Here is a 24,818-nt window from a genome sequence, read left to right on the forward strand (position 1 = left end):
CTCCTCAACTGCGTCGGTGACGGGCTACTGGACACGGGACTCCGACTCGTCGTCGTCATCGTCGTCCTCGTCCGGGAGCTTCACGTCGCTGACCGCGATGTTGACCTCGACGACTTCGAGGCCCGTCATGCGCTCCACGGCCGTGATCACGTTCTCCCGTACGTCACGGGCGACATCGGAGATCGACACGCCGTAGTCGACGACGATCTCCAGATCGAGGGCGGTCTGCGATTCGCCGACCTCCGCCTTGACCCCGCGTGTGACGGACTTGCCGCCGCCGGGGACCCGGTCGCGCACGGCGCCGAAGGTACGGGACAGGCCGCTGCCCATCGCGTGGACGCCGAACGCGTCCCGTGCCGCCATTCCGGCGATCTTCTCCACCACGCCGTCGGCGATGGTGGTGCGGCCACGGTTGCCCTGGGAGCCGCCGCGCTTGGTCAGGGAGCTGGAACTCCTCCTGTCGTCCCCGGAGTCCTTGTCGGGGTTCTCGGGCCGGTTGCGCTGGGGGGTTTCGGTCATCGCCGCTCTTCCCTTCGGGAATGATTTGACTTCCTTGTTCACATTAAGTCCGGTTGCCCGGTCTCGCGCCGTGAATGGGGCAGTCTGGAGCAATGACGACGGCTGACAGTCCGCACAGGGACGACAGAAGGACCGCCGCGGCCACGGAGGCCCTGGTTTCGGCCACCCGGCACCGGCTCGGCATGGGGCGGCTGCTCCCCCTGGGCGGCCCCTCCGACGGGGCGTGGATCTCGGAGCGTGCGGCGGCCGGGGTGCTGCGCCGGACGGCGGCCCGGCCCGGGGTGGTGATCGGGAAGCTGAGGCTCGGCCCCGCGGACCCCGACGCGGTGGCGGAGCCCGTGGTGCCGCGCCCGCCCAGCGCCCTGCCGCCGGGCCCGCTGCGGATCGAGGCGAGCCTGGCGGCCACGGACGCCGAGCCGCTGCCCGCGGCGGCCGCCGCGCTGCGCTCGGCGCTGCTGTCTGCGGCGGCGGCCCGGCTCGGCCTGGTGGTGTCGGAGGTCGATCTGCGGGTGACGGAGCTGCTGGACGCGGCGCCCGGACAGCCCACCGGGGAGACGGCGGCCGGAGGGGCCTCGGCGGACGCGGTACGCGGCGACGAACCGGACGGCCCGGCGGGGATCGCGGCGGCGGCGGTACCCGGCGTGGTGTCACTGACCCGGATGCTGGGCAGCGGGGTGCACGTCGCGGCGGACCACGTGCGGGTCGAGGTGGCCGCGTCCGGGGACCGCCGGACGCTCGATGTGGCCCTGGCGGTGCGCGAGGCGGTGACGGCGGCCGTGGCGGGACATCCGCCGGTCGCCGTACTGGTCACCGCCGTGGTCGACGACGCGTGACCGGACCGGGAGCCGGATCGGACGTCAGTCGGTGATGCCCGCCAGGTCCCGCAGCCGGCGGCCCTGCGCGGCCCGTTCGGCGGCGCGCTGCTCCTCGTACGTGCGGGAGACGGCTCCGCTCAGCAGGGCCTTCGTCTCGATGACGGCGTCGCGCGGCGCGGCCAGCAGCGCGGCGGCCAGGTCCTGGGCGGTGGCATCGAGCTGGTCGGCGGGGACGACGAGGTTGGCGAGGCCGGTGCGCTCGGCCTCCTCGGCCCGCACGAAGCGGCCGGTGGCGCAGATTTCGAGCGCGCGGGCGTACCCCACGAGGTGCACCAGGCGGTGGGTGCCGGTCAGGTCGGGGACCAGACCGAGCGTGGTCTCGCGCATGGCGAACTGCGCGTCCTCGGCGGCGATCCGCAGATCGCAGGCGAGGGCGAGCTGGAATCCCGCGCCGATCGCGTGGCCCTGGACGGCGGCGATCGACACGAGGTCGTTGCGCCGCCACCAGGTGAACGCCTCCTGGTAAGCGGCGATGGTCGCGTCGAGCTCCGCCTCGGAGCCGCGCGCCATGTCCAGGAAGGACGGCTCACCGTCGAACCCCTCGGGGGTGAACGCCTGCCGGTCGAGCCCCGCGGAGAAGGACACGCCCTCGCCACGCAGCACGACCACCCGGACACTGCCGGGCAGCACCCGTCCGGCCTCTGTCAACGCCCGCCACAGAGCGGGAGACTGAGCGTTGCGCCTGGCCGGATTGCAGAGGGTCACCGTGGCGACCGCGTCATCGACGGTGAGCCGTACGCCGTCCTGGTCGAGCACAGAGTCGAGCGAGGTCATGAGGTGCCCTCCGGATCGGGTGCAGTCAGCACTCAAGAAATAAGTGACTGAACAGTAACCACCCGGTCGACCGCACGATCGGCCGGGTGGCCACCGGAACCGGTGAGCACCGGGACGGGTCCGAGGACGCGTCCCGCTCGCCGTCGGCCGTCAGGCCGAAGCGGCCTTCTTGCCTCGCGTCGCGCCGCCACGTCCCCGCAGCGTCACTCCGGACTCACTGAGCATCCGGTGGACGAACCCGTAGGAGCGGCCGGTCTCTTCGGCCAGCGCCCGGATGCTCGCACCGGAGTCGTACTTCTTCTTCAGGTCTGCCGCGAGCTTGTCGCGCGCGGCGCCGGTCACCCGGCTGCCCTTCTTCAGAGTCTCGGCCACCCGTGCCTCCTCATGGGAAGTGCGCTCTGGACTTCTCATGATCACCCCTCGGGGGCTTCCTGGCCACCCATTCGGCAAGGTACGTACGTCGGGATTTCCCGGCCGGACGGTGTGTCGACGCCCCTGGAGGCGCGGATTCCGAGCGCCCGGAGCGCACGTCGGCGCCGCGACATCAACGAACTGCCAGGTCAGGGCCGCAGGGCCGACCGAGGCCGAAAATGGATGGGTTAAGCAGCTATCCACCGGGCACCACGCCGGGGTACGAGACGTACTCACTCAGATGAAGGATCACCCATGGGCCGAATGATCCGGTCGGAGTGGATCAGGAGGCATCAGCGGTGTCAACGCGACGCTCCGGGGCGCGAGGAGGGCCGGCCGTACGCGGGCACCGGGCGTCGATGAGTGCGTACCCGCCCGGTGGTGACGACCGGGGCCGGGGCGCGCGGCGGCCGTGACCGGGGGCCGCGCGTCCGGCGGTCGTGGCCGGGCCATGGTGGTACGGGCCCGGCCAGCGGGTAAGGCGAGCGGGTCAGGCGAGCGCGACGAGGTCCCGGTAGTCCGCGCCCCACAGGTCCTCGACACCGTCGGGCAGCAGGATGATGCGCTCGGGCTGGAGCGCCTCGACCGCGCCCTCGTCGTGGGTGACGAGGACGACCGCGCCCTTGTACGTGCGCAACGCACCGAGGATCTCCTCGCGGCTGGCGGGGTCGAGGTTGTTCGTCGGCTCGTCGAGCAGCAGCACGTTCGCGGAGGAGACCACCAGGGTGGCCAGGGCCAGCCTGGTCTTCTCGCCGCCGGAGAGGACCCCGGCGGGCTTGTCGACGTCGTCACCGGAGAACAGGAACGAGCCGAGCGTCTTGCGGACCTCGACCAGATCGAGGTCGGGCGCCGCCGAGCGCATGTTCTCCAGCACGGTGCGCTCGGGGTCGAGCGTCTCGTGCTCCTGGGCGTAGTAGCCGAGCCGGAGGCCGTGGCCCTCGATGACCTGGCCGGTGTCGGGCTTCTCGGCGCCGCCCAGCAGGCGGAGCAGAGTGGTCTTGCCCGCGCCGTTGAGGCCGAGGATGACGACCCGGGAACCCTTGTCGATGGCGAGGTCGACATCGGTGAAGATTTCGAGCGACCCGTACGACTTGGACAGCCCCTCCGCCATCAGGGGGGTCTTCCCGCACGGCGACGGCTCGGGGAAACGCAGCTTGGCGACCTTGTCGGAGACGCGGACCGCTTCGAGACCGGAGAGCAGCCGCTCGGCGCGCTTGGCCATGTTCTGGGCGGCGACGGTCTTGGTCGCCTTGGCGCGCATCTTGTCGGCCTGCGTGTTGAGGGCCGCGGCCTTCTTCTCGGCGTTCTGCCGTTCGCGCTTGCGGCGCTTCTCGTCGGCCTCGCGCTGCTGCTGGTAGAGCTTCCAGCCCATGTTGTAGATGTCGATCTGCGCGCGGTTGGCGTCGAGGTAGAAGACCTTGTTGACGACCGTCTCGACGAGTTCGACGTCGTGGGAGATCACGACGAAGCCGCCGCGGTAGCTCTTGAGGTAGTCGCGCAGCCAGACGATCGAGTCCGCGTCGAGGTGGTTCGTGGGCTCGTCGAGGAGGAGGGTGTCCGCGTCCGAGAAGAGGATGCGGGCCAGCTCGACGCGGCGGCGCTGACCACCGGAGAGGGTGTGGAGCGGCTGGCCGAGGACCCGGTCGGGAAGGTTGAGCGCGGCGGCGATGGTGGCGGCCTCGGCCTCGGCGGCGTAACCGCCCTTGGTGAGGAACTCCGTCTCCAGGCGTTCGTACTTCTTCATCGCCTTCTCGCGGGTGGCGCCCTTGCCGTTCGCCATCCGCTCCTCGTTCTCGTGCATCTTCCGCAGGATCGCGTCGAGGCCACGGGCCGAGAGGACGCGGTCGCGGGCGAGGACGTCGAGGTCACCGGTGCGGGGGTCCTGCGGGAGGTAGCCGACCTCGCCGGAGCGGGTGATGGTGCCCCCGGCGGGGGTGCCCTCGCCCGCCAGACACTTGGTGAGGGTGGTCTTGCCCGCGCCGTTGCGGCCGACGAGGCCGATGCGGTCGCCCTTGGCGATACGGAAGGAGGCGGACTCGATGAGGATGCGGGCGCCGGCACGCAGCTCGATGCCGGAAGCGGTGATCACGGGAAAAACTCCAGGGCGGTATGGACGGCGGAGGGACGGCGGACGGAGCTGGCTCGACGCCGTCTAGTGCACAAGGAGAATTGCCATACGGCCCATTCTACTGGGGGTGTGCAACTTCTTTACCACGCACTCCCCGAGGCCCGCGGCCCGGCCGTCCGCACGCTCCGCTCCCCTCCTGACCTGGGCCGACGGCGCTCGGCGGGGCATTGTCAGTGGCGGGTGCCAGACTGAGACACAGGTCACACAAAGGCCCGGTCCCCGATGAACCGGTGTCCGGCACGGGCTTTCACGGGACGGGCCTTTCGGCCGGGACGAGCCTTTCGACATGGCACGTGCGGCACGGAACAGGAGAAGGGGCGAACACGATGACAGAGACGGCGAGCGGTTTGGTGACGGTCTTTCCGACGATTCTCTACGACGACGCGAAGAGCGCGATCAGGACGCTGACGGAGGCGTTCGGATTCGTCGCCGAGGCGGTGTACGAGGGGGATGACGGCAGCGTGCTGCACGCCGAGCTGTCCTGCGGCAACGGGCGGGTGATGCTCGGCTCGAAGGGGCGCGGGGGCGTCTTCGCCAAGGCGATGGAGGGCGCGGGACCCGCCGGGGTGTACGTGGTGGTGAGCGCCGTCGACGCGCATCACGCGCGGGCGGTCGAGCACGGCGTGGAGATACTGATGCCGCCCACCGACCAGGACCACGGCTCACGGGACTACATGGCGCGGGACGCGGAGGGCAATGTGTGGAGCTTCGGGACGTACACCCCGGGGGTCACGGCCTGACGTACGTACGCCGGGACGGGGCGGCGACCAACCGTCGGTGGCTCGGGGGTCGCGCTCCGGGACGGGGCGGCGAGCGTCGGTGGCTCCGGGGGTGCGGGGCTCTCGGGGGGACCGGGTCGGGACGGGACAGGCGCGGGGTGTGGTCGGTGCGGGCCGGGCCGGGGTGTGGACGGTGGGGGCGGGCGCGGGGCGGTGCGGCGTGGACCGGGGGTCGCGCTCCGGGCAGGTCGTGGGTCCCGACGGGCCGTACGCTGCCGGCAGATCGTGGATCACGACAGGTCGTACGGCCTCGGCAGGTCGGGGATCACGACGGGCCGTACGCCCCCGGCAGGTCGGGGGTACCGACAGGTCCACCCGCCTCGGGGCCGGGGCCCGAAGCGGATGGTCCCGGGAGCGTCGCCGGTCCGGGGACGGGTCAGGCGCCGCCGGTGTGCACCTGGAAGGCGGCTCTGCGTACGGCCTTGGCCAGCGCGGGGTCCGGGTGGGCGGCGGCCAGCGCGACCAGGACCTGGACGGTACGGGGATGGCCGACGGCCCGGATCTCGTCGAGGAGCGCCGGGACGGTGCCCTGCACCGCCGTTTCGAGGTGGCGGACCAGCAGCGCGGTCTCCCCGTGGTCGGCGACGGCCGCCGCCGTGTCGACCCAGAGCCAGGTGGCCTCCTCCCTGCTGAGGACCTCCTGGGCGTCGTCCGGATCGGCGCCCTCGTACTCGGCGAGCCAGAGCAGGGCGTAGGGACGCAGCGGGGGTTCGGTGAGAACGGCGCGGACCTCGGGCTCGGCGGGGGCGCCGACCACCCGCAGCGCCTCGAAGGCGAGACCGCGCAGCAGGGCGTCCTCACCCCGGGCGACGGCGAGGAGTTCGGCGACGGCGCTGCCGACCGGGCGGGCGGCGAGCCAGGCACGGTATTCGGCGCGGGCCGGTCCCGGGGTGAGCCGGGCGCAGCCGAGCAGCATGTCGGACGCGGACTGTTCGATGTTTCCGGCCGGGCTCTGGGCGGCGACGCAGATCTGCTCCAGCTTGACCCAGACCGCCCAGTTGCCGAGCGGGGAGAGGGTGGCGTGTCCGGCGCCGAGAGTGAGCGCTCCGACGGAGGCCAGGCCCTCCAGCGCCCAGTCGAGGAGCCGGGAGATCAGCTCCGCCGGGTGGGCGGCCGGGGCGGTCCGGTCGTCGTCGGACAGCGGCTGCGGGCCGTACGGCACCTCGCAGCGCTCCTCGTGGAGTTCCGCGACGCGCTGGCCGAGGAGGTCGAGGAGGGCGGGCACGGTGACGGGGCCCGCCGAGAGCTGGAGGAGGGAGAGCACCTGGGGCACGGCCTCGACGGCTTCGGCGACCGCGGTGGCCTCGATGTCGGGCGAGGCCGGGTGGATGAGGGACCAGGCGTCGAAGAGCGCGACCCAGCCCCGGAGCACGGCGGTGTCGTCGCGGTCCCAGGCGCGCAGCCGCCAGCCGGCGCGTGCGGTGTCGCCGTGCAGCTCGATCAGGCCGGCCAGCCGGGCCCGGTCCCAGCCGGTCCTGATCCGGTCCGGGGACAACTCCAGCGCGGCGGCGGCCCGTTCCAGGGCCTGGGCGGCGAGCGGCGTGGTGCCGGGCGCGGCGCCGTCGGCGACCCAGCGCGCGATGCGCACGGCGTCGGCGAGCACTGCCCTGGCCTGGCGGGCCAGCTCCGCGGGAGGCGGGGTGCCCTCGGGAGGGCGGGGAGCCGGCCTGGTGCGCCGGGAAGCCACGGCCTTGCGAGCGGTGGCAAGGGGTCGCGGGCGGACAAGTCGCAGCCTGGAGTCGCGCGGGGTACGGGACGTCACGGGGAGCAGTCTTCCCGTTGACGGGCCGAAAGCCCAAACGGAACCCGAATTCTGTGCGGGCGGGCGGTTCACGGAATGGGGGACCAAACGGACGAAGCTCGGCATCCGCTCACATCAGGGGCGTGAGGAAGCGTCGCAGCGCCTCCTCGTACCCGGCCGGGTCGGCGTTCCACATCGCCCCATGCGGAGCCCGCGGTACGGGGTGCAGGGAGACCAGGTCCGTGCGGTGCCCGGCGAGTTCGCGGGAGTCGCGCCAGGGCGCCAGGGTGTCGTCGGGGCCGTGGAAGATCATCGTCGGAATGTTCAGGGTCTGCGGGAGGGAGGTGTCCAGGAGGCGGGTGCCGTGCAGTCCGGTCTGTCCCTGGGCGGCGCGCACGGCGAGCGGCAACAGCGCGGCCGGGACCCCCCTGGCGGCCGCCAGGGCGCGCAGGGTGGTGGTCCAGTCGAGCACCGGGGAGTCCAGCACCAGACCGCTGATCCGGTCGCGGAGCCCGGAATTGACGGACGCGTACAGGGCCATCGTCGCCCCGGTGGACCAGCCGTGCACGATGACGTTCTCGGCGCCGTAGCGGACGGCGTAGCGGATGGCCGCGTCCAGGTCGCGCCACTCGGACTCGCCGAGGCGGCTGAGCCCGTCCGGCGGACGAGGTGCCCCGGGATCGCCCCGGTACGCGATGTCGAGGACCGGGAGCTGCTGGTCGTGCAGGAACCCCATGACGTTCATGGGATGGTCCCGGGTGGCGCCGAGACCGTGCACGGTGATCACCCAGGTCTCACGGACACCGGGGACGAACCAGCCGGGGAGGGCGCCGAGTTCGCCGGGGATCTCGACGTCCCGGTGGTCCAGGCCGAGGGCGGTGCGTGGGTCGCCGCTGTGCAGCTCGGGGGTGAACCGGACCTTGTCCCCGGGCTGGAGGACGCCGTGGCTGACGCGCTCCAGTCTGCGGACGACGGTGTCGGCGGCGTGGTGCGCCTGCTCGATCACCGGTCCCACGACCGCGTGCACCCCGGGGCCCACCAGTCCGTAGGTGCCGGGCCTGAGCGCGGCGAAGGAGCGGGTCAGGGTGATCTGCCCGGCGGCCGTCGCGTGCACGGTGACTCGGCGGTCGGCGGGGAGGGGGCGGTCGGAGGGCACCTTGAGGGCGGCGTCGCCCGCGTACCGGCCGGCGGCGACCGCTGCCGCGCCGACGCCGAGGATCGTGGAGACGGTCGCTGCCGTCGCTGTTGCCGGGCGCACGGCTTCAGTGTCGTGGGGCGGGGCGCGTGATGCCAGCGGACGGGGTCCGTCCGGTTGTGTCGGGGTGGTGTGGGCGGGGCGGACGCCGCTGGTCGGACGGTCACCGAGGAGGCGGGGCGGGCGCCGGAATCGGTTCTTCGGCGCGGGCACGCCGGTCCTGTCGGGAGGAGCGGCCGGGTGCGGTTCGCGCACTCCCCGCGGCCAGCCCGTTCCCCCGCGTTCGGCGTGCTCTGTGCGTTCAGTGCGCCCCCACGTTCGGTGCGCTCCGGCGTCCAGCGCACCCCGTGCTCCGTGCGCACCCCGTGCTCCGTGCGTTTCGTGCGCCCTGCGTTTCGCGTGTTCGGCGGCCGGCCGGCCGCCGGTGCGTTCCGGGTACTGGGGGCCTCCCCGCGCGGGCCGTCTCAGTCCCGGACCCGGCGCGCTCCGCCCGGCTGGCCGTAGTCCCTCAGCGCCACCCGCACGTCGTCCATCTCGGCCGGGGAGAGGAGGCTCGGGCTGCGGCCCGGCACCGAGGCGGCGGTGAGCCAGAGGCGGCAGAGCCATTCGAGCTGGGCGGTGCGCTCGTACGCCTCGTCAAGGGTGTCGCCGTACGTGACGGTTCCGTGGTTGCGCAGGAGGCAGCCCGTGCGGTCACGGAGGGCGGCGAGCATGTTCTCGGCCAGCTCGGACGTGCCGTAGCGGGCGTAACCGGCGGTGCGGACCGGGCCGCCGAGGAAAGCGGCGGCGTAGTGCACCGACGGCACCTCGTCGACCAGCGTGGAGACAGCGGTGGCGTGCACGGCGTGGGTGTGCACCACCGCGCCCGCCCCGGTGGTGCGGTAGACGGCGAGGTGGAGGGGGAGTTCGCTGGTCGGTGCGAGTGTTCCGACGACCTGATTGCCTTCGAGGTCGACGCCCACGGCGTCGCGCGGCCCCAGCCGCTCGTACGGCACACCGCTCGGGGTGACCAGGACGACCGCGCCGACCCGCGCCGAGACGTTCCCCGAGGTACCGACGACCAGGCCGTCCGCCACCGTCCTGCGGGCGGTGGTGACGACCTCGTCCCAGGCCCGTTCGATCGCGTCCGGCATCCGCTCGCTCATACGGGAATCCTGTCACTCCGGACGTGAGGGTCATGTGACGGGTCGAGCACGTGGGCACGTCGGCGTCGGCACGTCGGCGTCGGCCGTGGAACGGCGTGCGGTACGGGCCACGGCGGACCGGGCCGCGCCCGTACCGCCCGGTCGCTTCTCCCCCACCCGCACGGACGGACACAAGCGGAACGGCGACGCGCCGTTCGGGTCACCACAACGCCCCGTCCAGTTCATCTCCCGTTCATCCAGGTTGCCTACGGTCCACGTGCCACTGACGTCGAACGATTGCCTGGGTAAATGGAACACATCACGCTGCTGCTCGCGATCGTGATCGCGACAGCTCTAGTGTTCGATTTCACGAACGGTTTCCACGACACCGCGAACGCGATGGCGACGACCATCTCGACCGGCGCACTCAAGCCCAAGACCGCGGTGGCCATGTCCGCCGTTCTCAACCTCGTCGGCGCCTTCCTGTCCGTGGAGGTCGCCAGGACGATCTCCGGCGGGATCATCAACGAGAGCGGGATCAGGACGGAGGTCATCTTCGCCGCGCTCGTCGGCGCCATCCTGTGGAATCTGCTGACCTGGCTGGTCGGCCTGCCGTCCAGTTCCTCCCACGCGCTCTTCGGCGGCCTCATCGGCGCCGCGGTGATGTCCGCGGGCTGGTCGTCCGTCAACGGCGGCACCGTCGTCACCAAGGTGCTGCTCCCCGCCGTCGCCGCCCCGGTCGTCGCGGGGATCGCCGCGCTGCTGGCCACCCGGCTCACGTACCGGATCGGCGGGAAGATCCGGGGCGGGGCGCAGGAGAAGGCCGCCGCCAAGGGCTACCGCGCCGGGCAGATCGCCTCGGCCGGTCTCGTCTCACTCGCCCACGGGACCAACGACGCCCAGAAGACCATGGGCATCATCACGCTCGCGCTGGTCACCGGCGGGGTCCTCTCCCCCGGCTCCAACCCGCCCGTGTGGGTCATCGTCGCCGCCGGGACCGCCATCGCGCTGGGCACCTATCTCGGTGGCTGGCGCATCATCCGCACCATGGGCAGCGGCCTCACCGAACTGCGGCCGCCGCAGGGATTCGCCGCGCAGACCAGCGCGGCCACCGTCATCCTGGCCTCCTCGCACCTCGGCTTCTCCCTCTCCACCACACAGTCCTGCTCCGGTGCCGTGATGGGCGCGGGCCTCGGCCGCCGGGGCGGTGCGGTCCGCTGGTCCACGGCCACCCGGATGTTCGTCGCCTGGGGCCTGACCCTGCCGGCCGCCGGTCTGGTGGGCGCGGGCGCGGAGTTCCTGACGCAGCAGGGCACCTGGGGTGTGGTCGTGGTCGCCGCGCTGCTGGCCGCGGGTTCCGGCGCCATCTGGGCGCTGTCCCGCCGCCGTCCGGTCGGCCACGGCGACGTCGCTCCCTCGGGCGCAGCCCCCGAGGACCCGGCCGCCGAGCCCGCGGGCGTCGTCACCACCGCCATCGCCGCCGTCAGCCCCCCGCCGACCGCCGGGGTCCTGGCCGCCGAACTCAAGGCCACCATCCCGGCCCCCGCGCCGGCCCCGGCGGCCACCGACCCGGCCCGCCCCGCCACGGTCTAGTACCGCCCCGGCACCAGCGGCAGAAAGGACACCGCACCATGCACATCGACTGGGCCGCTCTCGGCACCGTCTTCGGCGTCTCCCTCGTCGTCACCGTCGCCCTGGTGGGCCTGTTCACCCTGGGCATCGTCGGCCTCGCCAAGCAGCGGCCGGAGCCCACGGCGCCGGGCGTCGACGGGAAACGCTCCGGCGGCTCCCTCGTCGCGGCGCGCGCGGGCGCGTACGCCTGCTTCGGGCTGTGCGCGGCGGCGGTCGCGTACGGGATCTTCCTGATCGTCGCCTGAGCCCGGCGCACGCCCCGAGGTCCGGGCCCGGCACACGCCGCCCGCCGGGACCGGCCGCGGTTCCGACCGCACCTGACCACCGGGGTGAGCGCCCCTCTGCGCGCTCACCCTCCATCGGACCGGCCGCACTCCCCCGCGGCCGGTCCGATGTGCGTCTTCGCACACTGCGCCGTCGCAGGTCAACGGCAGGTTGACGGGTGTTCTCGGAGCGTGGTGGACTGCCGAAGCCATTTACGGCGACAGCAGAGGAAGTCCGGTGCGAATCCGGCGCGGTCCCGCCACTGTCACCGGGGAGCGGTCCCCCATCCACCGGAAGTCACGGTTCGCGCGAGCGGGCCGGAAGACCGGGGGAACCGCCGATCCGGGAGCCAGGAGACTCTGCGTCGCCGGTCACGTCGAACCAGGGCGCGGACCCTGAGTGAGGACATAACGCCATGCCTGGCTGCCGTGCGTCGGCCCCCGCCCCCGCGGGCCCGAGCGCTTCCCGCGCCCGAGACCCCCGTACGACGATCCACCGAGGCGTGACGGCGGTCTGAACCCATGCGTGCCGATCGCATCTTCGCGTACGGCGCCACGGCCGGTCTGGCCGGCGATCTGCTCCTCGGCGACCCGCGCCGCGGGCACCCGGTCGCCGTGTTCGGGCGGGCCGCCGCCGCTGTGGAACGACGGCTGTGGCGCGACGACCGGGGCCGGGGCGCGCTGCACGCCCTGGTCTGCGCCGGAGGCGCCGCCGGGGCCGCCGCGCTGGCCGCCCGTACCGTGCGCGACCGTCCCGTCGCCGCCGTCGCCCTGACCGCCGCCGCCACCTGGTCCGTGCTCGGCGGCACCTCGCTGGGCCGCGAGGCCCGTACCGTCGGGGCCGCGCTGGCCGCCGGGGACGTCGAGGCGGCCCGGGAGCGGCTGCCGCACCTGTGCGGCCGCGACCCGCAGTCCCTCGACGCGCCCGGGATCGCCCGCGCCGTCGTGGAGTCCGTCGCCGAGAACACCTCCGACGCCGTCGTCGGCGCCCTGGTGTGGGGCGCGCTGGCCGGGGTGCCCGGACTCGTCGGATTCCGTGCCGTCAACACCCTCGACGCCATGGTGGGGCACAGGTCACCGCGCCACCGCAGGTACGGCTGGGCGTCGGCCCGCCTCGACGACGTCGCGGGCTGGCCCGGCGCCCGCCTCACCGCCGCGCTCGCCGTGGTGGCGGGCGGCCGTCCGCGCGCCGCCGCGCACGCCTGGCGCGCGGACGCGGGCCGCCACCCGAGTCCCAACGCCGGTCCGGTCGAGGCCGCCTTCGCGGGCGCGCTCGGTGTCCGGCTCGGCGGCACCCTCTCCTACGCGGGCCGGGTCGAGCACCGGCCCGTGCTCAACGGCGGCGCCGGCCGCCCCGTCGGCGTGCCCGACATCGAACGCGCGGTGCGGCTCTCGCGCCGGGTGACCGTGCTCGCCCTCGGGGTGTGCGTGGCCGGCCGGCTCCTCGCGGGGCGGCGCACCACCGCCCGCCCCCGGCTCTCCTCGGGACGGACATCCATATGAGCGGCGGACTGCTGGTCGCCGGAACCACGTCGGACGCGGGCAAGAGCGTCGTCACCGCGGGCATCTGCCGCTGGCTGGTGCGCCAGGGGGTGAAGGTCGCCCCGTTCAAGGCGCAGAACATGTCGCTGAACTCGTTCGTCACCCGCGAGGGCGCCGAGATCGGACGCGCCCAGGCCATGCAGGCGCAGGCCGCCCGCGTCGAGCCGACCGCGCTGATGAACCCGGTGCTCCTCAAGCCCGGTGGCGACCGTTCCAGCCAGGTCGTCCTGCTGGGCAGGCCGGTGGGCGAGATGAGCGCGCGCGGGTATCACGGAGGCCGTCAGGAGGCCCTGTTCGGCACGGTCGTGGACTGTCTGGAGCAGCTTCGGGGTACGTACGACGCCGTGATCTGCGAGGGGGCGGGCAGCCCGGCCGAGATCAATCTGCGGCGCACCGACATCGTGAACATGGGCGTCGCGCGGGCCGCGGGCTTCCCGGTCGTCGTCGTCGGCGACATCGACCGGGGCGGCGTCTTCGCCTCGTTCTTCGGTACGACGGCACTGCTCGGCGCCGAGGACCAGGCCCTGATCGCGGGGTACCTGGTCAACAAGTTCCGCGGTGACGTGTCGCTCCTCGAACCCGGCCTCGACATGCTGCGCGAACTCACCGGCCGCCGGACGTACGGGGTGCTGCCCTTCGCGCACGGTCTGGGCATCGACGAGGAGGACGGACTGCGGGTGTCGCTGCGCGGCGCCGTGCGCGAGTCGGCCGTCGCGCCGCCGCACGGTGAGGAGGTGCTGCGCGTCGCCGTCTGCGCCGTACCGCTGATGTCGAACTTCACCGATGTGGACGCCCTGGCCGCCGAACCCGGCGTCGTCGTGCGGTTCGTGGACCGCGCCGAGGAGCTGACCGACGCGGATCTCGTCGTCGTGCCCGGCACCCGGGGCACCGTCCGGGCGCTGGCGTGGCTGCGCGAGCGCGGTCTCGCGGACGCGCTGGTGCGGCGGGCCGCCGAGGGCCGTCCGGTCCTCGGTGTCTGCGGCGGCTACCAACTGCTCGGCGAGCGCGTCGAGGACGACGTGGAGTCCCGCGCGGGACTGGTCGACGGGCTGGGGCTGCTGCCCGTGCGGGTCAGGTTCGACCGCGAGAAGACCCTCGCCCGGCCCGTCGGCGAGGCGCTCGGCGCGCCCGTCGAGGGATACGAGATCCATCACGGTGTCGCCACCGTGCACGGCGGCGAGCCGTTCATCACCGACGGCCGGGGCACACCGCTGGACGGCTGCCGGGTGGGCGCCCTGTGGGGCACCCACTGGCACGGCTCGCTGGAGAGCGACACCTTCCGGCGCCGCTTCCTGACCGAGGTGGCCCGCGCGGCGGGCCGGCGCTTCGTCCCGGCGCCCGACACCTGTTTCGCCGCGCTGCGCGAGGAACAGCTGGACCGCCTCGGCGACCTCATCGAAGAACACGCGGACACCGGCGCGCTGCTGCGGCTCATCGAGTCGGGCCCGCCCGCCGGACTTCCCTTCATCGCCCCCGGAGCCCCTGGAGCACGCGCATGAGCAGCACCCCCAGCACTCCCACCACGACCGTGCTGTTGTTGTCGACCGCCGATACGGACCTGCTCGCGGCCCGCGCGTCGGGCGCGCCCTACCGGATCGCCAATCCGACCCGGGTCGACGCCCGCGCGGAGCTGCCCGCGCTGATCGAGGGGGCAGCGGTCGCCGTGGTCCGCCTCCTCGGCGGCAAGCGCGCCTGGGAGGACGGGCTCGCGGTGCTGAGGGAGTCCGGGATACCGACCGTCCTGCTGGGCGGCGAGAGCGTGCCGGACGCGGAGCTGATGGCCGAGTCGTCGGTCCCGGCCGGGGTCGTCGCGGAGGCGTTGCGCTATCTCGTCGAGGGCGGCCCCGGCAACCTCGTCGAGCTGTCCCGGTTCCTGTCCGACACGGTGCTGCTCACCGGGCACGGCTTCGCCGAGCCGCAGAAGATGCCCGAATGGGGGCTGCGCGGCGACCGCGCGTTCACCGAGGGCCGCCCGACCGTCGGTGTCCTCTTCTACCGGGCGCACGAACTCGCGGGGAACACGTCGTTCGTCGACGTGCTGTGCGACGCGGTCGAGGCGCGCGGCGCCAACGCCCTCCCGGTGTACTGCGGTTCGCTGCGCGGGGCCGACGCCGGGCTGTACGAGCTGCTGGGCCGGGCCGACGCGCTGATCGCGACCGTCCTCGCGTCGGGCGGCACCCGCGCGTCGGACGCCTCGGCCGGCGGCGACGACGAGGCGTGGGACATCGGAGCGCTGGCCGAGCTGAACGTACCGGTGCTGCAAGGGCTCTGCCTGACGTCGTCCCGGGCGGCCTGGGACGCGTCGGACGCGGCGGTCTCGCCGATGGACGCGGCGATGCAGGTCGCGATCCCCGAATTCGACGGCCGGCTGATCACCGTCCCCTTCTCCTTCAAGGAGCAGGGTCCCGACGGGGTGCCGGTGTACCGGGCGGACCCCGAACGGGCCGCGCGCGTCGCCGGGATCGCGGTGCGGCACGCCGTGCTGAAGCACCGGACGAACGCCGAGAAGAAGCTGGCGCTGGTCTTCACCGCCTACCCGACGAAGCACTCCCGGGTCGGCAACGCGGTGGGGCTGGACACCCCTGCGTCGGCGATCCGTGTGCTGGACGCCCTGCGGGACGCCGGTTACGGGGTCGACGGGCACCCCGACAACGGCGACGAGCTGATCCACCGCCTCATCAACGCCGGTGGCCACGACGTCGAATGGCTCACCGAGGAGCAGCTGGCGGCGGCGCCCGCGCGGGTGCCGCTCGCCGACTACCGGGCCTGGTTCGACAAGCTGGAGCCGGGGATGCGCGACGCCATGCTGGAGGCGTGGGGGGAGCCGCCGGGCGGCCTCTACGTGGACGGCGACGACATCGTGCTGGCGTCGCTCCAGTTCGGCAACGTCGTCGTGCTGATCCAGCCGCCGCGCGGTTTCGGCGAGAACCCGATCGCGATCTACCACGACCCGGACATGCCGCCGTCGCACCACTACCTGGCGACGTACCGCTGGCTGGAGAACACGTTCGGCGCGGACGCGGTCGTGCACATGGGCAAGCACGGCACGATGGAGTGGCTGCCGGGCAAGGGGCTCGGTCTGTCGGCGGGCTGCGGTCCCGACGCCGTACTCGGTGAACTCCCGCTGGTCTACCCGTTCATCGTGAACGACCCCGGCGAGGGGACCCAGGCCAAGCGGCGCGGGCACGCCACCGTGGTGGACCACCTCGTACCGCCGATGGCGCGCGCCGACACCTACGGGGACCTGGCCAAGCTGGAGCAACTGCTCGACGAGTACGCCCTGGTGAGCGATCTGGACCCGGCCAAGGCCCCGACGGTACGGGCACAGATCTGGACGCTGGTGAAGGCCGCCGAGCTCCACCACGACCTGCATGTCGACGAACAGCCGGGCGACGACGACTTCGACTCCTTCGTCATGCACATCGACGGCTACCTCTGCGAGATCAAGGACGTGCAGATCCGCGACGGTCTGCACATCCTGGGCGGCGGCCCGGTCGACGAGGCGCGGGTCAACCTGGTGCTGGCGGTGCTGCGGGCCTCGCAGGTGTGGGGCGGCAAGGCGAACGCGCTGCCGGGGCTGCGGGCGTCGATCGCCGAGCACTTCGGGTTCGGCGAGAAGGAGTTGCTGGCGGAGCCGGGCGCGGCGGTGAAGGTGCCCGCCGGGCTGACCGCGCTGGTGGACGGCCCGGCCAGGACGGGCGCCGACGCGATCGACCTGCTGGAGCGGTTGTGCCGCCGTCTCGCGGAGGGCATGGAGGAGTGCGGCTGGGACGTGACGGCCGTCGCGGGCCTGGTGCGTGAGGTGCTGGGCGTCGAACTCCCGGACGCGGTCGCCGTGCTGGGCTTCGCGTGCGAGGAGGTCGTGCCGCGGCTGGCGCGGACGACGGACGAGATCGGTCACATCCTGCTGGCGCTGGACGGTGGTTTCGTGCCGGCCGGTCCCTCCGGTTCGCCGACGCGCGGTCTGGTGAACGTGCTGCCGACCGGGCGCAACTTCTACTCCGTGGACCCGAAGGCGATTCCGTCCCGGCTGTCGTGGGAGGTCGGGCAGTCGCTGGCCGACTCGCTGATCGCCCGGTACCTCGCCGACACGGGCGACTACCCGAAGTCCGTCGGTCTGACGGTGTGGGGCACGTCCGCGATGCGTACGCAGGGCGACGACATCGCGGAGATCCTGGCGCTGCTGGGGTGCCGCCCGGTGTGGGACGACGCGTCGCGGCGGGTGACCGGCTTCGAGGTGGTTCCGGCGGCCGAGCTGGGCCGTCCGCGCATCGATGTCACGGTGCGGATCTCCGGGTTCTTCCGGGACGCGTTCCCGCACGTGGTGGGGCTGATCGACGACGCGGTACGGAGGGTGGCGGAGCTGGACGAACCGGCCGACGTCAACTACGTACGGGCGCACGCGGACGAGGACACGGCGGAGCACGGCGACCGCCGCCGGGCCACGGCCAGGATCTTCGGCTCGAAGCCGGGGGCGTACGGCGCGGGGCTGCTGCCGCTGATCGACGCCCGCAACTGGCGCTCGGACGCGGACCTGGCCGAGGTGTACGCGGTCTGGGGCGGTTACGCGTACGGGCGCGGCCTCGACGGGCGGGCGGCGCGCGGGGACATGGAGACGGCGTTCCGCCGGATCGCGGTGGCCGCGAAGAACGTCGACACCCGCGAGCACGACCTGGTCGACGCGGACGACTACTTCCAATACCACGGCGGGATGGTCGCCATGGTGCGGCATCTGACGGGTGAGTCGCCCGAGGCGTACGTGGGTGACAGCGCCACGCCGGACCAGGTCCGGACGCGGACCCTGAGCGAGGAGACGCACCGGGTGTTCCGGGCCCGGGTGGTCAACCCGCGCTGGATGGCGGCCATGCGGCGACACGGCTACAAGGGTGCCTTCGAGATGGCCGCGACCGTCGACTACCTCTTCGGGTACGACGCGACGGCGGGCGTCGTCGACGACTGGATGTACGAGAAGCTGTCGGCGGAGTACGTCTTCGACCCCGAGAACCAGGCGTTCATGCGGAAGTCCAACCCGTGGGCGCTGCGCGGTATTTCGGAGCGGCTGCTGGAGGCGGCCGAGCGCGGGCTGTGGGCGGAGCCGGACGCGGAGACGCTGGAGCGGCTGCGGGCGACGTATCTGGAGCTGGAAGGCGATCTGGAGGGCGACGAATGAGGGCGGTGCCGGTGGTGCGCACGGCCGCGGCGGGCCGCGCCGCGTGGATGGAACGTTCGACCGAGGAGGCCTTGTGAGTACCCCGTACCCCTTCACCGCGATAGTCGGGCAGGACGATCTGCGGCTCGGGCTGTTGCTGAACGCGATCAGCCCGGCCGTCGGCGGCGTGCTCGTGCGGGGTGAGAAGGGCACCGCCAAGTCGACGGCGGTGCGCGCCCTGGCCGCGCTGATGCCGCGGGTGGATGTCGTCGCGGGCTGCCGGTTCTCCTGCGACCCGGCGTCGCCCGATCCGGCGTGTCCCGACGGCCCCCACGAGGCGGGTACGGGCGTGTCGCGGGACGCGCGGACGGTGGAGCTGCCGGTCGGCGCGTCGGAGGACCGGCTCGTCGGGGCGCTCGACATCGAGCGGGCGCTCGCCGAGGGCGTGAAGGCGTTCGAGCCGGGGCTGCTGGCCGACGCGCACCGCGGCATCCTCTACGTCGACGAGGTCAACCTCCTCCACGACCACCTGGTGGACCTGCTGCTCGACGCCGCCGCCATGGGTGCCTCGTACGTGGAGCGCGAGGGCGTCTCGGTGCGGCACGCCGCCCGGTTCCTGCTCGTCGGGACGATGAACCCCGAGGAGGGCGAGCTGCGCCCGCAGTTGCTCGACCGGTTCGGGCTGACCGTCGAGGTCGCCGCGTCCCGGGAGACCGACGAGCGGGTCGAGGTGGTGCGGCGCCGGCTGGCGTACGACGACGCCCCCGAGGCGTTCGCCGCCCGATGGGCCGACGAGGAACGGGCGTTGCGGGACCGGATCGTCGCCGCGCGGGCCCTGCTGCCCCGGGTCAGGCTGGGCGACGGGGCGTTGCGGCAGATCGCGGCGACCTGCGCGGCCTTCGAGGTCGACGGGATGCGGGCGGACATCGTGATGGCGCGTACCGCGACCGCGCTGGCCGCGTGGGCCGGGCGCGGCGACGTGCTCGCCGAGGACGTGCGGCAGGCCGCCCTGCTGGCGCTCCCGCACCGCCGCCGCCGCAATCCGTTCGACGCGCCGGGCCTCGACGAGGACAAGCTCGACGACACGCTGGAGCGCAACAGCGGCGAGGACGACGACCCGGACCCCGACGGGGACGGCGGGCCCGACGGCGGCGGCCGGCCGCCGCGGGGCGACGCCGGCGGCGAGGGACCCGACACCCCGCCCGGGGCCGAGCCGGAGGCCGAGGAGGGCGAGGGCGACACGCCCGCGCGGCCCGAACCCGAGCAGGGCGAGGCCGGTCAGGGACGGCCGTCCGGCGGTGGCGGTGAGCAGCGGGCCGTACGGTCCGCCGAGCCGTTCCGCACGAAGACGCTGAGCGTGCCGGGTCTGGGCGAGGGCGCGGCGGGACGGCGCTCCCGGGCGCGTACCGAGCACGGCAGGACGACCGGGGCACGACGGCCCCGGGGGGCGCTGACGAAGCTGCACCTGGCGGCGACCGTGGTGGCCGCCGCGCCGCATCAGCGGGCGCGGGGCCGGTCCGGGCGCGGGCTGGTGGTGCGGCGGGACGATCTGCGGCAGGTGACCCGCGAGGGGCGTGAGGGCAACCTCGTGCTGTTCGTGGTGGACGCGTCGGGGTCGATGGCGGCCCGGCAGCGGATGAGCGCGGTGAAGGGCGCGGTGCTCTCGCTGCTGCTGGACGCGTACCAGCGGCGGGACAAGGTGGGGCTGGTGACGTTCCGGGGCCGGGACGCCGAGGTGGTGCTGCCCCCGACGTCGTCGGTGGACACCGCCGCCGCCCGGCTGGAGACGCTGCCGACCGGCGGGCGCACCCCGCTGGCGGCCGGGCTGCTCAAGGCGCACGACGTGCTGCGGGTGGAGCGGCTGCGCGATCCGTCGCGGCGGCCGCTGCTGGTCGTGGTGACGGACGGGCGGGCGACGGGCGGGCCCGCGCCGGTGGCGCTGGCGGCGCGGGCCGGCCGGCTGCACCAGGCCGAGGGGACGGCGTCGGTGGTCGTGGACTGCGAGTCGGGGCCGGTGCGGCTCGGGCTCGCCGGGAGCCTGGCGCGTGAGCTGGGCGGGACGGCCGTGACGCTCGACGAGCTGCGGGCCGACTCGATCGCCGGACTGGTCAAGGACGTCCAGGCAGCCGGGAGGGCCGCGTAATGCCGCAGGGACAGCCGGCGAGTGTGCCGGACGACGGGCTCACCACGCGTCAGCGCCGCAACCGTCCGCTGCTCGTGGTGCACACGGGCATCGGCAAGGGGAAGTCGACGGCGGCCTTCGGGCTGGCGTTGCGCGCCTGGAATCAGGGGTGGCCGATCGGGGTCTTCCAGTTCGTGAAGTCGGCGAAGTGGAAGGTCGGCGAGGAGAACGCGCTGAAGGTCCTCGGCGCGAGCGGCGAGGGCGGCACGGTCGACTGGCACAAGATGGGCGAGGGCTGGTCGTGGGTGCAGCGCGACCGGCAGCTGAACAACGAGGAGGCGGCCCGCGAGGGCTGGGAGCAGGTCAAGCGCGATCTGGCCGCCGAGCGGTACACGCTGTACGTGCTCGACGAGTTCGCGTATCCCATGCACTGGGGCTGGGTGGACACCGCGGAGGTGATCGAGGTGCTGCGCGACCGTCCCGGGACCCAGCACGTGGTGATCACCGGGCGCAACGCGCCGGCGGAGCTGGTGGCGGCCGCCGATCTGGTGACCGACATGTCGAAGGTGAAGCATCCGATGGACGCCGGTCAGAAGGGCCAGCGGGGCATCGAATGGTGAGTGTGCGGTGAACGTTCCGCGTCTGGTGATCGCCGCGCCCTCCTCCGGCAGTGGCAAGACGACCGTCGCGACGGGCCTGATGGCGGCCTTCGCGGCGGCGGGCCTCGCCGTGTCCCCGCACAAGGTCGGGCCCGACTACATCGACCCCGGTTACCACGCGCTGGCGACCGGCCGTCCGGGCCGCAACCTCGACGCGTACCTGTGCGGTCCCGGGCTGATCGCACCGCTGTTCGCGCATGGTGCGGCGGGCTGTGACCTGGCGGTCGTCGAGGGGGTGATGGGGTTGTACGACGGGGCGTCGGGCGAGGGCGAGCTGGCGTCCACCGCGCAGGTGGCGAAGCTGCTGCGGGCCCCGGTGGTGCTGGTCGTGGACGCCTCGTCGCAGTCCCGGTCGGTGGCGGCGCTGGTGCACGGATTCGCCTCGTGGGACCCGGGGATGCGGATCGGCGGGGTGATCCTGAACAAGGTCGGCTCAAACCGGCACGAGGCGCTGTTGCGCGAGGCGCTGGACGAGTCGGGGGTGCCGGTGCTCGGGGCGCTGCGCCGGGCCGGGCCGGTCGGGACTCCGTCGCGCCATCTGGGTCTGGTGCCGGTGGCCGAGCGGCGGGACGACGCGGTGGCGTCGGTCGCGGCGATGGCGGACCGGGTGCGGGCCGGGTGCGACCTGGACGCCCTGCTGGCGCTGGCACGGAACGCGCCCCGGCTGGACACCCCGGCGTGGGACCCGGCGCAGGCGGTGGCCGGGGCCGGGGACGGGGACAGCGGTGGCGGGGTGCCGGGCGCGTCCGGGCGTCCGGTGGTGGCCGTCGCCGCCGGGGCCGCCTTCACGTTCTCGTACGCCGAACACACGGAACTGCTCGCCGCCGCCGGGGCCGATGTCGTGCCGTTCGACCCGCTGCGGGACGAGTCCCTGCCGCCCGGTACCCGCGGTCTGGTCGTCGGGGGCGGTTTCCCCGAGGTGTACGGGCCCGAGCTGTCCGGCAACGAGCCGTTGCGGGCGGCCGTCGCCGCGCTGGCCCGCTCCGGGGCCCCGGTGGCCGCCGAGTGCGCGGGGCTGCTCTATCTGGCGCGTTCGCTCGACGGCCTGCCGATGTGCGGGGTGCTGGACGCCGAGGCCCGGATGTCGTCGCGGCTGACACTCGGCTACCGGGACGCGGTGGCCGTCTCGGACAGCGTGCTGGCCGTCGCCGGCACCCGGTCGCGCGGGCACGAGTTCCACCGCACGGTGCTGGAGCCCGGCGCGGGGCCGTCCCCCGCCTGGGGAATCCGGTCGCCGGAGCGGCGGGTGGAGGGCTTCGTACGGCGGGGCGTGCACGCGAGCTATCTGCATACGCATTGGGCGGCGGCGCCGGGTACGGCCCGCCGTTTCGTCGAGAGGTGCGAGGGATGAACCACGAGGTGCGAGAGATGGACCGGGCAGTGAACAGCCTCGTGGGGGTCGGGGTGGGCCCCGGCGACCCGGAACTGGTGACCGTCAAGGGGGTGAACGCGCTGCGCGCCGCCGCCGTGGTGGTCGTGCCCGTGATGGACACCGGCGAGCGCGGACGGGCCGAGGCGACCGTGCTGCACTACGTCGACGCGTCGAAGGTCGTCCGGGTGGTGTTCGCGCTGAACGAGCGGACCGACCGGGCCCGCCGGGAGGCGGCGTGGGACGCGGCGGGCGGCCGGGTCGTCGAACTGCTGCGGGCCCGGGGCTCGGTGGCGTTCGCGACGATCGGCGACCCGAACGTGTACTCGACGTTCACGTATCTCGCGCAGACCGTCGGCGAGTTGCTGCCGGGCACGGAGGTCACGACCGTCCCCGGCATCACGGCGATGCAGGACCTCGCGGCGCGCAGCGGCGCGGTGCTGACCGAGGGCACCGAGCCGCTGACACTGGTGCCGGTGACGGCCGGGTCCGCCGCGCTGAAGGAGGCCCTGGAGGGGCCGGGGACGGTCGTGGCGTACAAGTTCGGGCGGCTGGCCGCCGAGGTGGCGACGGCGCTGCGTGAGACGGGCCGGACCGAGGGCGCGGTGTGGGGGTCGGCGCTCGGACTCGCGGAGGAGTCGATCCGTCCGGCGGCGGAGCTGGCCGAGGGCCCGCTGCCGTATCTGTCGACGCTGATCGCGCCCGCGCCCCGGCACGGCGGCCGTGGCGGCAAGTTGTGACCGTGGCCCGGGTGGCGCGGCGCTCACTCCCCCGCGATGCCCACCACCAGCCAGATGAAGCCCACCCCGGCGACGGTGCACAGCAGCGTCGAGCGGGCCGGGTGGTCGTGGTGCGCCTCGGGCAGGATCTCGGCCGCGGCGAGGTAGAGGAGCACTCCGCCGAAGAAGCCGAGATAGCAGCCGAGCGGTTCGGCCGGGAGGGTGAAGAGCAGGGTGGTCGCGGCGCCCACGACCGGTGCGAGCGCGTCCGCGGCCAGCATGAGCAGGGCCTTGCGGCGGGCGTTTCCGTACAGGCTGGTCAGGGTGTACGTGTTGAACCCGTCCGCGAAGTCATGGGTGATGACGGCGAGCGCCACGGCGGCGCCCATGCCGCCGCCGACCTGGAACGCGGCGCCGAGCGCCACCCCGTCCGCGAGGCTGTGGCCGACCATCGCCGCCGCGGCGGTCAGCCCCACCTGCGGCACCCGTTCGTCGCCCGCGCCGTGCGCCGCCTGACGCACGGCGAGCAGCCGCTCCACCAGGTGGGCGACGAGGAAGCCGCCCACGAACAGCAGCAGGGCCGCCGGGACCCCGAAGATGTCGTCGCCCGCCGCGTCGACCGCCTCCGGCAGGAGATCGAGACCGACCACGCCGAGCATCAGCCCGCCCGCGAACCCCAGCACCAGGTGGCGGCGGTCGGTGACGCGCTGGGCGACCCAGCCACCGGCCAGGGTCATCAGGAACGCGCCGAGCGCGACGAACACTGCCATGGGCTCTTGCTAGCCGATTGACCCCGGTGCCCGCATCTCCGGTCCGCCGCCCTCCCCGCCCCGTCCCGCCCGTCCCGTACACCCCCGTACGCCCCGCCCGTATGCCCGTCCCCGAAAGGACCCCCGAGCCATGTCCGAAGCAGCCGACACCGCAGGCCGAGCCGCCCCGAGCGCCCCGGCGCGCACCGACGGCAAGGTCACCTTCGTCGGTGCCGGCCCCGGCGCCGCCGATCTGCTGACCTTCCGGGCCGCCCGCGCCATCGCGGACGCCGACATCGTCATCTGGGCGGCGAGCCTGGTGCAGGAGGAGGTCCTGGAGCACGCCCGGGAGGGTGCGGAGATCCTGGACTCGGCGCGGATGTCCCTTGAGGAGGTCGTCGCCGTGTACGAGCGGGCCGCCGCCGAGGGACTGCGGGTGGCGAGAATCCACTCCGGTGATCCGGCCCTGTGGGGCGGCACCCAGGAACAGGTCGACCGGTGCGCGGAGCTGGGCGTGGCGGTGGAGATCGTGCCGGGCGTGTCGTCGTTCTCGGCGGTCGCGGCGATCGCCGGGCGGGAGCTGACGATCCCGGAGGTCGCGCAGTCGGTGATCCTGACCCGGCTGGGCGGCGGGAAGACGCCGATGCCGCCGGGCGAGGAGGTCCGGGAGTTCGCACGGCACGGCACGACGATGGCGGTGTTCCTGTCGGCGGCGCGGTCCGGGCAGCTGACTCAGGAACTGCTGGAGGGCGGCTATCCGACCGCCACCCCGGTCGTGATCGCGTACCAGGCGACCTGGCCCGAGGAGCTGATCCTGCACTGCACGATCGAGACCCTGGAGGCCACGGTCAAGGAGCACCGGCTGTGGAAGCACACGCTGTTCCTGGTGGGTCCCGCGCTGTCCGCGTCGGGGACGCGCTCGCACCTCTACCACCCGGGTCACTTCCACGGTTTCCGCAAGGCGGACAAGGCGGCCCGCGGCGAACTGCGCGCCCGGCGGTCCACGTCATGACCTCCCCGGCGTCTCCCGCCTCCGCTGAATCTGCCGCTCCACCGGCCTTTTCCGCA

20 protein-coding genes and 1 riboswitch are annotated in these 24,818 nt (G+C 73.6%); of the genes, 12 read left to right on the top strand and 8 right to left on the bottom strand.

All coding sequences use genetic code 11. From position 1 onward, the window contains the following. Nucleotides 1–24 precede the first annotated feature (24 nt). Entirely contained in the window at nt 25–519 is a 495-nt protein-coding gene (locus PZB75_RS04930; RefSeq protein ID WP_275534055.1) for an Asp23/Gls24 family envelope stress response protein, read from the bottom strand. Between the two features lie 92 nt (nt 520–611). On the opposite strand from PZB75_RS04930, the gene PZB75_RS04935 reads away from it, so the two are divergent. Then, on the top strand, nt 612–1,352 hold the full coding sequence (locus tag PZB75_RS04935) for a hypothetical protein (RefSeq protein WP_275534056.1): 741 nt from the start codon (nt 612–614) through the stop codon (nt 1,350–1,352). A 24-nt stretch (nt 1,353–1,376) separates the two neighbouring features. On the opposite strand, the gene PZB75_RS04940 is transcribed toward PZB75_RS04935, so the two are convergent. The 3 genes from PZB75_RS04940 to PZB75_RS04950 all read right to left on the bottom strand — a co-directional run bounded on the left by PZB75_RS04940 (nt 1,377) and on the right by PZB75_RS04950 (nt 4,668). Continuing rightward, nucleotides 1,377–2,168 (bottom strand): enoyl-CoA hydratase/isomerase family protein, encoded by a 792-nt coding sequence (locus PZB75_RS04940; RefSeq protein WP_275534057.1) that lies wholly within the window; start codon nt 2,166–2,168, stop codon nt 1,377–1,379. A gap of 150 nt (nt 2,169–2,318) precedes the next feature. After that, nucleotides 2,319–2,540 (bottom strand): helix-turn-helix domain-containing protein, encoded by a 222-nt coding sequence (locus PZB75_RS04945; RefSeq protein WP_006123601.1) that lies wholly within the window; start codon nt 2,538–2,540, stop codon nt 2,319–2,321. A 529-nt stretch (nt 2,541–3,069) separates the two neighbouring features. Continuing rightward, nucleotides 3,070–4,668, bottom strand: coding sequence for an ABC-F family ATP-binding cassette domain-containing protein (locus tag PZB75_RS04950; RefSeq protein WP_275534058.1), 1,599 nt, complete (start codon nt 4,666–4,668; stop codon nt 3,070–3,072). Between the two features lie 365 nt (nt 4,669–5,033). On the opposite strand from PZB75_RS04950, the gene PZB75_RS04955 reads away from it, so the two are divergent. Next, nucleotides 5,034–5,447 (top strand): VOC family protein, encoded by a 414-nt coding sequence (locus tag PZB75_RS04955; protein WP_275534059.1) that lies wholly within the window; start codon nt 5,034–5,036, stop codon nt 5,445–5,447. Nucleotides 5,448–5,862: 415 nt separating this feature from the next. Here PZB75_RS04955 and PZB75_RS04960 read toward each other — a convergent pair whose 3' ends face one another. The 3 genes from PZB75_RS04960 to PZB75_RS04970 form a co-directional block, all read right to left on the bottom strand. Next, the gene (locus PZB75_RS04960; protein ID WP_275538589.1) at nt 5,863–7,173 is read right to left on the bottom strand and encodes a hypothetical protein; all 1,311 of its coding nucleotides are present in this window, start codon (nt 7,171–7,173) and stop codon (nt 5,863–5,865) included. A gap of 184 nt (nt 7,174–7,357) precedes the next feature. Continuing rightward, nucleotides 7,358–8,485: a hypothetical protein gene (locus PZB75_RS04965; RefSeq protein ID WP_275534060.1), complete on the bottom strand. Its 1,128-nt coding sequence runs from the start codon at nt 8,483–8,485 to the stop codon at nt 7,358–7,360. Nucleotides 8,486–8,886: 401 nt separating this feature from the next. Next, nucleotides 8,887–9,567 carry a class II aldolase/adducin family protein gene (locus PZB75_RS04970; RefSeq protein WP_275534061.1) on the bottom strand — a complete coding sequence of 227 codons (681 nt, stop codon included), beginning with the start codon at nt 9,565–9,567 and terminating at the stop codon, nt 8,887–8,889. Nucleotides 9,568–9,855: 288 nt separating this feature from the next. On the opposite strand from PZB75_RS04970, the gene PZB75_RS04975 reads away from it, so the two are divergent. The 9 genes from PZB75_RS04975 to cobI all read left to right on the top strand — a co-directional run bounded on the left by PZB75_RS04975 (nt 9,856) and on the right by cobI (nt 23,022). Then, the gene (locus tag PZB75_RS04975) at nt 9,856–11,139 is read left to right on the top strand and encodes an inorganic phosphate transporter (protein ID WP_275534062.1); all 1,284 of its coding nucleotides are present in this window, start codon (nt 9,856–9,858) and stop codon (nt 11,137–11,139) included. 38 nt (nt 11,140–11,177) lie between these two features. Further along, nucleotides 11,178–11,423 carry a hypothetical protein gene (locus PZB75_RS04980; RefSeq protein ID WP_275534063.1) on the top strand — a complete coding sequence of 82 codons (246 nt, stop codon included), beginning with the start codon at nt 11,178–11,180 and terminating at the stop codon, nt 11,421–11,423. Between the two features lie 244 nt (nt 11,424–11,667). Further along, nucleotides 11,668–11,802: riboswitch (cobalamin riboswitch) on the top strand. A gap of 161 nt (nt 11,803–11,963) precedes the next feature. Next, complete coding sequence (locus tag PZB75_RS04985) at nt 11,964–12,944, top strand: cobalamin biosynthesis protein (RefSeq protein ID WP_275534064.1); 981 nt, start codon at nt 11,964–11,966, stop codon at nt 12,942–12,944. Next, nucleotides 12,941–14,482: a cobyric acid synthase gene (locus PZB75_RS04990; RefSeq protein WP_275534065.1), complete on the top strand. Its 1,542-nt coding sequence runs from the start codon at nt 12,941–12,943 to the stop codon at nt 14,480–14,482. Before PZB75_RS04985 ends, PZB75_RS04990 begins: the two co-directional genes overlap by 4 nt. After that, the gene (cobN, locus tag PZB75_RS04995) at nt 14,479–18,153 is read left to right on the top strand and encodes a cobaltochelatase subunit CobN (protein WP_275534066.1); all 3,675 of its coding nucleotides are present in this window, start codon (nt 14,479–14,481) and stop codon (nt 18,151–18,153) included. Before PZB75_RS04990 ends, cobN begins: the two co-directional genes overlap by 4 nt. A 73-nt stretch (nt 18,154–18,226) precedes the next feature. Next, entirely contained in the window at nt 18,227–20,275 is a 2,049-nt protein-coding gene (locus PZB75_RS05000) for a putative cobaltochelatase (RefSeq protein ID WP_275534067.1), read from the top strand. Next, complete coding sequence (cobO, locus tag PZB75_RS05005; RefSeq protein ID WP_275534068.1) at nt 20,275–20,874, top strand: cob(I)yrinic acid a,c-diamide adenosyltransferase; 600 nt, start codon at nt 20,275–20,277, stop codon at nt 20,872–20,874. The genes PZB75_RS05000 and cobO overlap by 1 nt, the downstream gene beginning before the upstream one ends. Nucleotides 20,875–20,881: 7 nt before the next feature. Continuing rightward, the gene (locus tag PZB75_RS05010) at nt 20,882–22,264 is read left to right on the top strand and encodes a cobyrinate a,c-diamide synthase (RefSeq protein ID WP_275534069.1); all 1,383 of its coding nucleotides are present in this window, start codon (nt 20,882–20,884) and stop codon (nt 22,262–22,264) included. Between the two features lie 17 nt (nt 22,265–22,281). Then, entirely contained in the window at nt 22,282–23,022 is a 741-nt protein-coding gene (gene cobI, locus PZB75_RS05015; protein WP_275538590.1) for a precorrin-2 C(20)-methyltransferase, read from the top strand. Nucleotides 23,023–23,045: 23 nt separating this feature from the next. On the opposite strand, the gene PZB75_RS05020 is transcribed toward cobI, so the two are convergent. Further along, entirely contained in the window at nt 23,046–23,771 is a 726-nt protein-coding gene (locus tag PZB75_RS05020; protein WP_275534070.1) for a ZIP family metal transporter, read from the bottom strand. Nucleotides 23,772–23,901: 130 nt separating this feature from the next. On the opposite strand from PZB75_RS05020, the gene cobM reads away from it, so the two are divergent. Further along, nucleotides 23,902–24,762: a precorrin-4 C(11)-methyltransferase gene (cobM, locus tag PZB75_RS05025; protein ID WP_275534071.1), complete on the top strand. Its 861-nt coding sequence runs from the start codon at nt 23,902–23,904 to the stop codon at nt 24,760–24,762. Nucleotides 24,763–24,818: the final 56 nt, after the last annotated feature.

Origin of the sequence: Streptomyces sp. AM 4-1-1 (assembly GCF_029167625.1) — a bacterium.
Taxonomy (GTDB): Bacteria; Actinomycetota; Actinomycetes; order Streptomycetales; family Streptomycetaceae; genus Streptomyces.